This window comes from bacterium (assembly GCA_016700035.1).
In the GTDB taxonomy this organism is placed as follows: domain Bacteria; phylum Patescibacteriota; class Saccharimonadia; order CAILAD01.
The window spans coordinates 279,546-292,965 of record CP064998.1 but is presented as its reverse complement, the minus strand read 5'-3'; the positions used below and the strand labels follow the sequence as shown (position 1 = coordinate 292,965).

General features: G+C 45.2%; 11 protein-coding genes. 1 reads left to right on the top strand and 10 read right to left on the bottom strand.

Annotation, left to right across the window (positions count from 1 at the left end):
- Positions 1-39: 39 nt before the first annotated feature.
- From IPM44_01410 to rpsB, 9 genes are all read right to left on the bottom strand, one after another.
- A complete protein-coding gene (locus IPM44_01410) occupies positions 40-786 on the bottom strand; it encodes a CPBP family intramembrane metalloprotease (GenBank protein QQS27214.1) in 747 nt (248 codons plus the stop codon).
- A 9-nt stretch (positions 787-795) separates the two neighbouring features.
- On the bottom strand, positions 796-1,875 hold the full coding sequence (locus tag IPM44_01405) for a site-2 protease family protein (GenBank protein QQS27213.1): 1,080 nt from the start codon (positions 1,873-1,875) through the stop codon (positions 796-798).
- A 65-nt stretch (positions 1,876-1,940) separates the two neighbouring features.
- A complete protein-coding gene (locus tag IPM44_01400) occupies positions 1,941-3,992 on the bottom strand; it encodes a leucine-rich repeat protein (protein ID QQS27212.1) in 2,052 nt (683 codons plus the stop codon).
- A gap of 5 nt (positions 3,993-3,997) precedes the next feature.
- The gene (locus tag IPM44_01395) at positions 3,998-4,276 is read right to left on the bottom strand and encodes an LPXTG cell wall anchor domain-containing protein (protein QQS27211.1); all 279 of its coding nucleotides are present in this window, start codon (positions 4,274-4,276) and stop codon (positions 3,998-4,000) included.
- A gap of 340 nt (positions 4,277-4,616) precedes the next feature.
- Complete coding sequence (locus IPM44_01390; protein QQS27210.1) at positions 4,617-6,728, bottom strand: hypothetical protein; 2,112 nt, start codon at positions 6,726-6,728, stop codon at positions 4,617-4,619.
- 239 nt (positions 6,729-6,967) lie between these two features.
- Complete coding sequence (locus IPM44_01385; GenBank protein ID QQS27209.1) at positions 6,968-9,529, bottom strand: hypothetical protein; 2,562 nt, start codon at positions 9,527-9,529, stop codon at positions 6,968-6,970.
- Between the two features lie 280 nt (positions 9,530-9,809).
- Complete coding sequence (frr, locus tag IPM44_01380; protein QQS27208.1) at positions 9,810-10,367, bottom strand: ribosome recycling factor; 558 nt, start codon at positions 10,365-10,367, stop codon at positions 9,810-9,812.
- 27 nt (positions 10,368-10,394) lie between these two features.
- Entirely contained in the window at positions 10,395-10,985 is a 591-nt protein-coding gene (gene tsf / locus IPM44_01375) for a translation elongation factor Ts (GenBank protein ID QQS27207.1), read from the bottom strand.
- Positions 10,986-10,988: 3 nt separating this feature from the next.
- Positions 10,989-11,747, bottom strand: coding sequence for a 30S ribosomal protein S2 (gene rpsB, locus IPM44_01370; GenBank protein QQS27206.1), 759 nt, complete (start codon positions 11,745-11,747; stop codon positions 10,989-10,991).
- A gap of 417 nt (positions 11,748-12,164) precedes the next feature.
- Between rpsB and IPM44_01365 the strand changes: the two genes are divergently transcribed.
- Positions 12,165-12,686, top strand: coding sequence for a transglycosylase family protein (locus IPM44_01365; GenBank protein QQS27366.1), 522 nt, complete (start codon positions 12,165-12,167; stop codon positions 12,684-12,686).
- Positions 12,687-13,176: 490 nt separating this feature from the next.
- On the opposite strand, the gene IPM44_01360 is transcribed toward IPM44_01365, so the two are convergent.
- Positions 13,177-13,371, bottom strand: coding sequence for a hypothetical protein (locus tag IPM44_01360; protein ID QQS27205.1), 195 nt, complete (start codon positions 13,369-13,371; stop codon positions 13,177-13,179).
- Positions 13,372-13,420 lie beyond the last annotated feature (49 nt).

Below are 13,420 nucleotides of genomic sequence, written 5' to 3'. Positions count from 1 at the left end.
AACGACCTGTTACTAGAGGAGTCAGATCTTTTAGCTTAATTACCCAGAGGCTTGTGTTAATAACGCAAATGCCACGAGATTATTTAAAAAATGAACTAACATACCAGGATACAAGCTACCCGATCGCACATAGCACCAACTCAACAACATTCCTAATATAAAGGTGTAAATCCCAACATTAACTTGCCCATGCAAAAGAGCAAATGCTAATGATGATAAAACTGCCGCCAGCCACACCGGCCAACGGCGAGCCAAGCCAGCAAACAAAATACCACGAAAAAGTAATTCTTCAATTATTGGTGCAATCACCACCGAGCTAATAGCAGCCAGCCAAAATCCCCAGCCATTCCTACCAAACTCAAAAACTGCCTGCTCCTGTTCAGTATCTACGCCTGGTAGCAATACATTAACCACTGCAAAAATTGCTATTATTAAAGCTATTTGAGCAAAATACAGACCAAAAGCTACCAAATACCAAACATCACTCGTTCTACGTAGCCCAAGCCCCAGCTTTCCTGCCCCACGTTTTTTTACTAACACTAGCAAGATGATGATTTCAGTCACTAGGGTTAACGCATACTGAAGCGCTAAGGCGATTGGTGACCCACCCAGTATTGGTTGAATCCAGCTCGGCAAAAATCCTAGTTTATACCAAAATTCTATCGTTAAATATGCTAAAACCGGTAAGATTATCGGCAGACTCAGAGCTGCCAAAGCATCCCTTGCGTCAAATGGAACAGATTCGCGCCATGCCGTCACACGACTTGGAAGCACCCTAATACGCATCACTTTGCCTTAAAAAAATCTTGTTATATCTGAAATAGCAATAATTATGCCAAAAATAATTAGTAGAGCAAATCCGGCTAAATGCACCCAGCCTTCTTGTTTTTCACTTATCGGAATTCCTATGCGTCGAAGTACCAACAAGAATAATCTACCGCCATCCAAAGCTGGTAATGGCAGGGCATTAATAACCGCTAGCGAAATAGATATTGAAGCCACCAGCACCAAAACATAATCGAGGCCAAATTTTACCACTTGCCCAAAAACTGCCGTTACACCCACCGGCCCAGTCACCGTTTCAGCTACCGTAGCACGAGAAATCAGTGTCCAGATGGCTCCCAAAAATGCCACCACTGTAGCCACCAGCGACTGCCACATCAACCCAATGGCCGCAAACGGTGCCGCATACCAGGTATATTTTTCCTTCGCCTGCGGTAGTGCTACTACGCCCAACACCCCCTTATCGGCATCGGCCCCAAGTGTAACTTCACGAGTTTTTTGCTCACCAGCCTGAATAAATACCACTGTAGCTTTCTGGCCCTTAATCTCTGTGGTGTAAGCTTTTAGGTCGGACTCATTTGTAAAGCTTCTACCGTTTAAAGAAACTAGTGTATCACCAGTGCTCAAGCCGGCCGATTCTGCAGCCGAGCCTTCGCCCACTTGAAAGATCACTAACTTTGGCGCCTCAGCCTGAATTGGTTGTACGAAGCCAAAATTTGGCATCTCAAATGGAAAAATTTGCGGAATACCAGTAGCCGCTAAATAAACAAAAATAACGTAGGCAATCAGGGCATTCATTGCCACACCAGCCATCAGCACCTTGGTTTTTACCCAGAGCGATTTCGAGGCAAAGCTTTTTGGCCCCTTCGACTCATTGTCTTCTCCTTCCAAGCGCACAAAGCCACCCAATGGTAGTAAATTAATCGTATAGAGGGTTTCACCTTTTTTCTTCCCCCAAAGCTTAGGCGGAAAACCAATGCCAAACTCATGTACCCTAATCCCATTGCGGCGCGCTACAATAAAGTGCCCCCACTCATGCGCAATCACCAAGGCAGAAAATATGAATAATACAAGCAGAATAATCAAAACCATTACCTATAGTATAGCCGACTTTGACTGAAACTTGGCTGAAATATAACAGAAATTATCAATATTACTCAAAACCAACCTAAAGCAGTCCTCTGTTTCCATAGACCAATACCAAATGCCACAATTCCATCCAGTGCATCCTCAACCCAACCACTCCCCCAGCGCTCCACTCCAGTCTGTGGTGCACCAACTGTGTTAGTAGCTAAACCTACTGGATCTATGATGGTTCCGTTGATTGTGTGGTCTTGGTCTAGTAGACCTCCATCGGTGATGTTGTAGGTTAGTTTTAGTAGAGATTTGTTGTTATAGGTTTCTCTGGTTATGGTGGCTGAGGTTATAGTACTAAAGCTATGGTTATTGGTGTCATACTTTCTGGCTGTGTAGTCTGATGGGTTACCAGGAAGATCAAAGTATAGGGTTATAGCTTTAGTTGATCCAGGTGTGGTATCAAATTGAAAGGATACTAGACTAGTTGGGAAGGAATAGGCTGTGTCACTAGGGATAGTGTTAGTTGGTGTAGTAGTAAAGCTAGGGTTAGTTACATCATCTGGCAAGACTAGGTAGCTGGTGGTGTTGTTGGAGAGAGGTGTGGAAAGTGTGTTGTCTTCATTGTTGCTGTTAGCTGTATAGATATAGTTGATTTGATTGTCTCCAGCAGATAGGCTAGCTATGTTACTTGGAGTAGTTTGGATAGTGTAGCCAGCAATGGTAGGGGCGGTTGGTACAGTGTAGCTACCACCAGCTCGGTAGTACAGGCCTAGATCATTGGTTGGGTTATCTACTGCTAGGTAGGAAGACAAACCTGTGCCGGTAGCTGTAGTGCTGGGGGCAATAGTATTACCGTTTGTGTCTTTGTAGGTGGCGGTTACTCTACTTGGGTTGATGAGTTGGCCAGAGATTATGTCTGTTTGGTCGCCGTCGGCGTTGATATCTTCGCTCATAATATCTGCTTCGGTCAATTCTGAATCAGCTAGACTTAGAGCTGTTACTTGGCTAGGGCTGGCATAGATGTTGGTGTAGATTACGCTGTCAATAAAGGCTTGAGTGACTTGAGGGTCAAGTCCACTCATTTGCAGATCCATCAAGCTTGTTCCGCCTGGTTTAGTTTGAAGATCAAATGCAAGTAAGCCTAATGTAGTAACTGAGTCTGGAATAGTTACCTCAGTAATTTGGTTATGATTAAAAGCATATCCACCAATAGTAGAAAGCGTGTTAGGAAAAGTAACACTGGTGAGTCTATTTCCGACAAATGCTGCAAAACCTATGCTTGTAACAGAATTTGGTATATTGACATTGGAGATTTGACTTAACATAAAAACCTCGTTACCAATAGTAGTCACAGAATTACCGCCTATTGTACTAGGTATATTTACATTAGGGTTTAAGCAAGCATTACTGTGGTCTCTAATTGTAGCTATATCTGCTTTGTTAAAGCCAGTTATTATATTACTGCCATCAAAGGCAAAACAATCTTCTGTTAGGGGGTCTGAAGATGTATAGGTATCTAGGCCGTAAGTGAAGGTTTGGATAGGGTTACTACTAAATTCATTACCCCCTGCTGTTGTAATACTACCCTCAATCGTGACACTGGTGAGTTGGTTGTCGCGGAAGGTACCGGAACCAATAGAAGTCACGGAGTTAGGTATTACAACACTGGTGAGTTGGTTGTCAGCGAAAGCAGAATAACCAATAGTAGTGACTGAGTTAGGGATAGTTATGCTGGTGAGTTGATTACTACTAAAAGCTTCGCCACTAATAGAGGTTACGGAGTTTGGGATGGTGACGCTGGTGAGTTGGTTTTGAGAGAATGCCTCGTAACCAATAGTAGTAACGAGATTGCCGCCAATCGCGCTGGGTATAATCACTTCTCTGGTGCAAGCAGGGTTAGAATTGTTGTTGGCTTCGTAATCATAATAATCCTCTATTGTTTGAGTGCCACTATTAAAACTAAAACAAGAGTCTGGTGGAGTGGATGGTGCAGCTGTTGCTGTAGCTGGTAGTAGTATGGGCAGTAGTGAAGTTAGGGTTATTAGTACGGATAGTAATAAGTAGTTAGTGTTTTTTGTAAGGCTAGCTAGTCTAGTTAGTGCAGTTAATTTAATAAGTCTTGAATTTCTCACAGTTATTACCTTCCCCCTTGGATATGTATCTTCCTTCTGCTAAATGCCCATAAAACTCCAGCAATCATAATCATGCCACTCACTAGCAGTAACACAGCCGTTAGTAGTATTGGTTGAGTATTCTCCCCCGTACTTGCTAATTGGTCATAGGTAGAGTTAGATACCGCTAGACCAACTGGGTCAGAGATAGTACCAGCTGTAGGGTCTAGGTCTAGTTCACCATTGTCTATGATGGTATAGGTTAGGGTTAGAGCATGTTTACCATCGATGGTAGTTTCACTCACTACAGCATTAGCAGAAGTTGGTAAGTTAGTGTAGGTATTAGTACTGGGGTTATACTTTTTAGGTGTTACTTGGTTTGGGGTTAGATTAGTTATGAAGGTTAGGACTACTTGGTTAGAGCTTTGGTTAGTAGTAAAGCTAAAGTTTACTAGACCTAGTGGGTATTGGTTGTTAGGGTCTTGAGTTACTAGGCTAGATTCTGGGACTGTAGAGCTAGAGGTTATGTTAGTACCTGTGGGAGTAGAGATAGAGACTGGGCGGAGAGAGAAGGCTGAGATAGGGCTAGAGGGAGTGGTGAGGTTGGAGGTGTTGGAGGTTGGAGGAGTTGGAGGTTCTGGTGGGTCAACTACTTCTTTGTTCTATGGTGCCGGTGTAGATGTTGCCAAAATGAGCTAATGCTACTAGCTTATCTCCAGCGCTAGAGCTAGCAACCGAAATCCACAGCCTACTACCAGCACTAGTTTGCTCAGTCCAGCTTGCGCCAGAATCGGTGGAGGTGTAGATGTAGCCGTTATTACTATCTACAGCGGCTAGCTTAGTGCCATCACCCGAGCTGGCTATAGAGTACCAGCCTCGTTGACCAGCGCTAGTTTGTTCTGTCCAGCTGGCGCCAGAGTCGGTGGAGGTGTAGATGTAGCCGTCATCACCAAAGCCACCAGCTACAGCTGCTAGCTTAGTGCCATCAGCCGAGCTGATTATGGATGCCCAGGTTCGTTGGCCAGAGCTAGTTTGCTCGGTCCAGCTGGCGCCAGAGTCGGTGGAGGTGTAGATGTAGCCGTTATTATTATCTACAGCTGCGAGCTTAGTGCCATCAGCCGAGCTGGTGATGGATTGCCAGTCTCTGGAGCCAGCCGCGGTTTGTTCATTCCAGCTAACGCCAGAGTCGGTGGATGTGTAGATGTAGCCGCCATTACCGTTATCATTATCTACAGCGGCTAGCTTAGTGCCATCAGCCGAGCTGGTTATGGAGTTCCAGTTTCGTTGACCAGCACTAGTTTGTTCTGTCCAGCTGGCGCCAGAGTCAGTGGAGGTGTAGATGTAGCCGTTATTATCTAGACCATCTACAGCCGCTAGCTTAGTGCCATCGGCCGAGCTGATTATGGATGCCCAGGTTCGTTGGCCAGAGCTAGTTTGCTCGGTCCAGGTGGCACCTGAGTCGGTGGAGGTGTAGATGTAGCCGTAGATTGATGCAGCTGCTAGCTTAGTACCACTACTATCTGAAGCAACCGAATACCACATTCTACTACCCATTACGGTTTGCTCAGTCCAGCTAACGCCGGAATTTGTTGAAGTATAGACAGAATCCATGGCAGCCACAGCAGCTAGCTTAGTGCCATCTGCTGAGCTGGTGATGGATGTCCAGGTTCGTTGGCCAGCGCTATTCTGTTCGGTCCAACTGGCACCAGAGTCGGTGGAGGTGTAGATGGAGCCGACTGTTTGGCCTAGATTATCATCCCAATGATTTTCTACAGCAGCTAGCTTAGTGCCATCTGCTGAGCTGGTGATGGATGTCCAGGTTCGTTGGCCAGCGCTATTCTGTTCGGTCCAACTGGCACCAGAGTCGGTGGAGGTGTAGATGTAGCCAACTTGTTGACCTAAGTTATTATCCCAATGGTTTTCTACAGCGGCTAGCTTAGTGCCATCAGCTGAACTGGTTATGGATTGCCATTCTCGTTGGCCAGCGCTAGTGCGTTCGGTCCAGGTGGCACCGGAATCGGTGGAGGTGTAGATGTAGCCAACTTGTTGACCTAAGTTATTATCCCAATGGTTTTCTACAGCGGCTAGCTTAGTGCCATCAGCTGAACTGGTTATGGATTGCCATTCTCGTTGGCCAGCGCTAGTGCGTTCGGTCCAGGTGGCACCGGAATCGGTGGAGGTGTAGATGTAGCCACCGCCATTATCCTCATCATTTACTACAGCGGCTAGCTTAGTGCCATCAGCCGAGCTGGTGATGAATTGCCAGTCTCTGGAGCCAGCCGCGGTTTGTTCATTCCAGCTAACGCCAGAGTCGGTGGAGGTGTAGATGGAGCCGACTGTTTGGCCTAGATTATCATCCCAATGATTTTCTACAGCAGCTAGCTTAGTGCCATCTGCTGAGCTGGTGATGGATGTCCAGGTTCGTTGGCCAGCGCTATTCTGTTCGGTCCAACTGGCACCAGAGTCGGTGGAGGTGTAGATGTAGCCAGTATTTATTGCTGGGTTCAAATTTGCCATAGCTAGTTTAGTGCCGTCAGTGGAGCTGGCTATGGACAATGAATATAGGGCATCTCCCACAATCCCATTACTACGCTTCTGCCATTGCCAATCACCCGGGGCAGCTTGAGCAATATGTGTTTCGGTTAGAATGGCAGTAGTCCAGACTACTGCTAGAGATAGGACTGATAATGTAAGGGCTAGTAGTAGCTTTTTATTAAATTTAGAACTAACAGTATGTAATTTATTGCGTGATATCACTTGTTTTATACACCCTCTTAATACTCTTCTCTTATACTCTTTCTAGTATTGTAGCATAACCAGATTGGGTGTGAGGGTAGATTGGGTGTTTTTTGAGGGTGCTTGATTTAATGCTCTACCTAACTACTCTCTCATACAAGACATTAATGTACTTATGGTTAGGGCTATAGATGCAAGAGATTGGTCGTCAAATACAGTGTTGTTTGCTTATTAAGCAACAGTGCTCTGAGTCACCCCTTCTACCGTCGACTATATTGACGGACTAGATAGCCACCAACACCAAGTAGGCTGATGACTCCAACTACATAGAGCCAGAAATTTAGGCCAGTACTAGCTAGGAAGGTAGAGGTAGTAGCTAGACCAACTGGGTCTACTACGTGGCCTGGGGTAGGATCTTGATCGAGTGGTCCATTGTCTGTGATGGAGTAAGTTAGTTTGAGGCGACTCTTACCGCTGTAATCTTCCCGGGCGATGATAGCTCCTGGAATATCGGCATAGGTTTGGTTGGCTGGATTGTATTTACGAGCCGTATAGCCTGTTGGGGCACCGGGTAGATCGTAGTAGATGGTAATGGTTGTAGCAGAGTTAGGAGTGGTGTCAAAGTTAAAGCTTGTGAGACCAGCTGGGAAGAGATTGGATCCATCTTTTTGTAAACTAGCATAGTCTACGCCAGACAGAGAGAAGTTAGTGGCAGTGTCTGGGGCTATTAGGTAAGTGATGGAGTCATTGGAGGAGTTGTTGTAGAAGTAGGTACTAGATTCCTCTCCACCACCAGTATTACCGCCACCATCGTTAGGGCCAGAGCAGTTATTAGTGGAGACATCAGTGTCGCAGAGTTTAACTGCCCAAAAATACGATGAGGCATGAAGGAGACCGGGAGTTTTCTTATCAATTGCAAGCCCCTGCGAATAGACTAACTGGGTGTCAGTTAGTGATTGAGAGTACTTGCCTATATAATTGCCACTTGTATCAAATTTCATAACACCTATCATTCCATCCGACACATAAACGTTATCTGCCGAATCAATTGAGATGTCAGATAAATTATAGAATTGCCCAGTACCCTTACCCTGTAGTCCAGCCTGACAGCCACTCGTACAGACTTGCAACTCCTGCGAACCATCATCAACACCCCAGCCCCACATCATAATAAACGTACCAGAAGATGAAAACTTCTGAATGCGAGGGTTCTCACCATCTGCTACATAAATATTGCCTGAACTATCTATAGCTACTGCATTTGGTTTATTCATTTCCCCACCTGCGTCCATGCCATAACTACCCCAACGCAAATCTGAAACTCCAGCCGAGTTGAATCGTTGAATGCGATGATTGCCGGTATCGGCTACATACACATTATTAGCGCCATCCAGAGCTATACCTCCACCATACCCCGTATCTAATTGCTGATCTCCAGATCCATATGCACCAAACTCTTGTAGTTGATTGCCGGAACTATCAAATTTCTGAATGCGTCTGTTAGATGTATCTGAAACATAAACCATATCGCTAGTATCTACCGCCACTGAAGAAGGCTCGCTAAACTCACCAGGTCCACTACCATAACCTCCCCATAAACCAATGCGCGTACCGCTACTATTATATTTACTAATCCGATTCCCCATGATCTCCGGTATGTATAAATTACCCTGACTATCTGTATCTGATCTACCACCAAACATAATGCCAGCACCACTTGCCAAGAGACCCTGCGACCAGCCAGGCAAACTGGTGCCAAATGTCTGTTGGTAAACAGCATTGGAAAACTTCTGCACTCGACTATTACCGGAATCTGAAACATAAACATTATCTGCAGTGTCTACCATTATTCCCTGTGGGCTACTAAATTCATCATTGGCACTATTACCATATCCACCAAAAGACTCTTGAAACACGCCGGCTGAATTAAATTTCTGTACCCTACTATTACCGTCATCAACAACATATAAATTATCACTAGAATCTACGTCAACACCACCATAAGAACCCGAAAACTCACCGGATCCCGACCCAGAGCTACCAACACTATTTAGTAGTGTTCCTGTACTACTAAATTTTTGTACTCTACTATCATCATAAACATAAACATCATGATTGCTATCCACCGTTATAGCATCTGGCGCGCTAAAGCCACCTGAGTTCGAAGCACCAGCCTGACAACCCGATGTACAAATTTGAAATGCAGCCGAACCATCGTCTACACCCCAGCCCCACGTCATAACAAAGTTCCAGTTATTATCAAATTTTTGGATACGATGGTTCAATTGATCTACTACATATATGCTTAACCCATCCACCACTATATCTTTCGGAGCATTAAATTGCCCTTCTGCTGTTCCATACGCACCAAATGATGATGGATTTTGCCCATTGCTACCAAATTTTTGAATACGATTATTGCCGGTATCTGCCACATAAATATTATCGCTAGCATCGGCTGCGATCCCATATGGACCGGATCCAAGATTACCTAAATCCGAACCATACCCTCCCCAACGCGTCAATAAAGTACCTGCACTACTAAACTTAGCAACCCCTCCAAATTCTACATCCCTCATTAATACATATATATTACCTTGTGAATCAATGGCTGTATCAGTTGGCCCGGCTATACCATTGGATGGCGGGCAATTAATACAGCCATTATACGTAATTTCACCAGCAGCCCGAACATACGGTACGGCAAAATAACCAATCGCTAGCAAGAGTACTGTGAATATAGCTGTTATAAGCCATAGGCTATTCCAACGCAAATTAAGCTTAGATTGATTATTGATTAGGCTGGGAGTTTTTGTTGGCATATGCTTATTAAATATAGTTATTCTAACTATTGCATTAATCATAACTACTATTATTTTAGATGGCAAGCCTATGATTTATTGATAGCCATGATATTTTAATATACGTTAACTATATTGATGTAGGCTTTATTAGTTACGCCTAATTTTCCACCCAATACCATACTGACGGACTAGATAGCTACCAAAAGTAAGTAGACCGATAGCTCTAACCACATAGAGCCAGAAGTTTAAACTAGTACGAACTAACCGATATTAATTATGAAGCTATATAAATATCAAGCTAGACAGTTAAGACTTCTTGCTTTTTAGTTTCAAAGATTTGCTGAGCCCTACTCTGATATTCGCGGGTTAGTTCATCCAGCGCTTTTTCGGTCTTAAAATATTCATCTTCTGGCATCGAGCCATCTTCTTTGGCAGATTTAGCTTTTTTTAGTCCGTCATGGCGAGCATTGCGCAATGTAACATTAGCCGCTTCAAGCTTTTCTGAAAGCCCTTTTACTAATAATTGCCGTCGTTCCTCGGTCATGGCCGGAATTTGCATACGTACCATATTGCCATCGGTAGCAGGCGATAGGCCAAGCGAAGAATCGTCACGAATAGCTTTCTCCACCGCAGTCACTAAAGCCTGATCCCACACCTGAACCTGCAAAGTACGCGCATCTGGCGTGGAAATTGTCCCCACTTGCTTCATCGTCATCTCCTGACCATAGGCATCTACTTTCACGCCTTCAATCAGGCTAGTGTTAGCTCGTCCAGCCTGCACGCCATCCAGCTCAGTCTGAAAATATTCCAAACCACGCTTCATCACTTCTTCAGTATTACGAGTAATTTCTTGCATACTTATATTGTAGCCTATGCGAGCTACTTAAGCACCCAGCTCTAAGCGCACAAAACGATGCACCACAATATTCTCACCCAGCTTACCGATGGCAGCCTTCACGAGATCTTCGATGGTTTGCTTATCGTCCTTATAATAAGGTTGCTCTAATAAGCAAATACTAGCCATCCACTTATCCACCTTACCTTCAACAATTTTCGTGGCATGCTCGGCGGGCTTACCAGATTCCTTCACTTCATCCTCAAACAAAGCTTTTTCTTTAGCAATCACTTCCTCTGGCACTTCATCACGCTTTACGTACTGTGGATTCATCGCGGCAATATGCAGAGAAAGCTCTTCTACTAGCTCCTGAAAATCAGCCGTCTTCACTACAAAATCGGTCTCACAATTAACTTCTACCAATACACCAATCCGCCCACCATGCACATAGCTGCCAATCATACCAGCACCAGCCACACGATCAGCCTTCTTGTCGGCGCTCGCCATACCTTTTATGCGGAGAATTTCCTGAGCTTTTTCAATGTCACCACCAGCTTCTTCTAATGCCTCTTTGGCCTTCATCATGCCGGCGCCAGTCATTTGACGTAATTTTTGAATGTCAGCAACTGCAATTGTCATATTTTACTTCTCCTCCACATCTTGTTTGGTTTTTGCGTCATATTCGGCCTTGCCTTCAGAAGCGGCTCGTGCGATTCGACCAGTAATTAGCTGAATTGAACGGATTGCATCATCATTGGCAGGAATAACATAATCAACCAACTCTGGGTTAGCATTTGTGTCGGCCATAGCAATAACTGGAATTTTAAGCGTCTTTGCTTCCTTAATAGCAGTCTCTTCGCGCATCACATCCACTACAAAAATTGCACCTGGAGCACCCTCAAGCTCTTTTACACCTAAAAATACCTTGGTCAGTTTCTCAATCTCATTATCAATTAATAGGCGCTCTTTCTTAGTCATACGATCCAGACTACCATCAGCTCGAGCAACCTCGAGCTTTTTCAAGTGTCGAATTCGCTTCGAGATAGTTTCCCAGTTGGTCATCATTCCACCGAGCCAACGATGCGTAACGTATGGCATACCAGCGCTTTTAGCAGCTTCGGTGACAATCACTTTAGCTTGGCGCTTAGTAGCAACAAACAGCACTTCTTTCCCCTGAGCAGTAATTTGGCGTACAAATTTCTCAGCTTCCTCGAGTAAATCCTCGGTTTGGACGAGATCGATAATATGCACGCCACCCCGAGCACCGTGAATATATGGAGACATCTTTGGGTGCCAGCGCTCGGTACGATGTCCAAAATGGGCACCAGCCTGCAAGAGCTCTTTTACAGCAATAGTTTTATCTGATTTTGCTACAGCGGTAGCGGTTTTCTTAGTTGGCATACTTCCTTCTTTCGTAGGTAGCTCCGTCCCGAGCGGGAGGAAGATGAGTGGCTTTACTAGCTCACTCGTGAAGCTACTGTAACATTAATAACTTAGCCTACTCACTTTACCGGATTTACAGATAAGAGTCAACTTTATAAAAAATAATCAACCACCATATATCAAAAAAGTCCCAAAATAGGCCTTGACAAAGTGCTTGTGATTTAGTAATATAGTCCGCGATCTTGAATCAATACGGCCCTACCCCTGGTAAGGTCATTTTGCTTTCAAGAGGCTTAACACCCCTAAAGCGTACGTTGCTGTCACAGCTCGACACCATACGTACAGGTGTGAGGTGGAGGGTAGAATAGGAGTAGTTCTTCTTGGGTTCCCAAGAGACCTATGCGTATCTACACACATATTATGACCTCTGCCGTCATGATATTCGCTCAGGTGGCTTCACAGGCTGTGCAACTCCCAGCCACCGCCCAGCTAACGCATATCGCTCAAGCTGGTAGCACAAGCACCCATAAAATCCAACTTGTCACCAACACTCACCAGCCCCTGGTGATCGCATCGATTAAACCAAGCTTTGATGAAGCTGTCGGAAGTCCGTTGCGCGCCGCTCAAGCTACTGAAGGAGCGAGCCGAAAAGCTACTCAGAAAGCTAGGCAGATAGCTCATAAAGCCATCCAAAAAGCCGCTCCACTAGTAATTGGTGGATCTGACGCTTTTGCGAAGCTCCGCTTCTGTGAGGCTGGTGGTGACTACACCAAAAATACTGGCAATGGCTACTTCGGTGCCTATCAGTACAGCATTAGCACTTGGGCCAACTTCGGTGGATTTTCGAGGCCCGACCTCGCTCCACCAGAAGTTCAAGACGCCAAGGCTCGTGAAACTCAAGCCCGTCGCGGTTGGAGTCCATGGCCATCGTGCGCCCGTAAGCTTGGCTTAATGTAAATTAAAGCCTGGCCCTATAGGCCACAATCAACACCTCCTGTTCGTATGAGCAGGGGGTGTTGTGGTTAGTACCCTTTTCTGCATTATCTAAAATAAAGTATGGTTATTTCCAGCTTTAAAGAATTCAAGCCTCCACCCACATAGAAAAGTATTGACGGTGGGGAGTATAATATTAGTAAGTACTTTTTCTTTTCAAAAAGTCGAACCTTAATCCTGAACTTTAGAGGGTTCAGAAACGAATATTCGAGGTGTGAAGTATCCATCTCGATAGATAAAAACGGTCGAAATCCAACACACAGACTTCTAAAAAACAAGGGGGAACCATGAATTCCGAAGAGTGTGTACATCGAGCCTGCTGTCCAGACTGGGCGGCAGATGCTCTGGTGCGTGAGCTTCACTTCACTCCAGTAAGCTGGACGAGTCAGTATGTCCATACTGTCATTTGCGGTGACTACACAGTGGTGATTGCCCTATGCCATTGCCCCGAGGGCTACTGGGCTGCTGCTGTCAGCAACATCCCCGACAAGGCCCCACACATTATCCGACCTACCCGTCCCAGCAGTGGCCTGCGTCGCACCCGTCGTCGCCCGATTTCACGCAAAGACATTGAATTGCTGGCCGAGCTCGAAGCCGGATCGGTCGTCGCGCGCCCTGTACTGGCCACGACCTCATAGAGAAAGCTCATCAAGTCGTTTTTATCCCAAAAAGCCCATATCACATGATGTGGGCTCTTC

What these genes read in the sequence shown, in the direction of transcription:
- tsf (QQS27207.1), bottom strand. Translation starts at nt 10,985, where the DNA reads ATGACAATTGCAGTTGCTGACATTCAAAAATTACGTCAAATGACTGGC.
- frr (QQS27208.1), bottom strand. Translation starts at nt 10,367, where the DNA reads ATGCAAGAAATTACTCGTAATACTGAAGAAGTGATGAAGCGTGGTTTG.
- IPM44_01365 (QQS27366.1), top strand. Translation starts at nt 12,165, where the DNA reads ATGATATTCGCTCAGGTGGCTTCACAGGCTGTGCAACTCCCAGCCACC.
- IPM44_01410 (QQS27214.1), bottom strand. Translation starts at nt 786, where the DNA reads ATGCGTATTAGGGTGCTTCCAAGTCGTGTGACGGCATGGCGCGAATCT.
- IPM44_01405 (QQS27213.1), bottom strand. Translation starts at nt 1,875, where the DNA reads ATGGTTTTGATTATTCTGCTTGTATTATTCATATTTTCTGCCTTGGTG.
- IPM44_01385 (QQS27209.1), bottom strand. Translation starts at nt 9,529, where the DNA reads ATGCCAACAAAAACTCCCAGCCTAATCAATAATCAATCTAAGCTTAAT.
- rpsB (QQS27206.1), bottom strand. Translation starts at nt 11,747, where the DNA reads ATGCCAACTAAGAAAACCGCTACCGCTGTAGCAAAATCAGATAAAACT.
- IPM44_01360 (QQS27205.1), bottom strand. Translation starts at nt 13,371, where the DNA reads ATGAGCTTTCTCTATGAGGTCGTGGCCAGTACAGGGCGCGCGACGACC.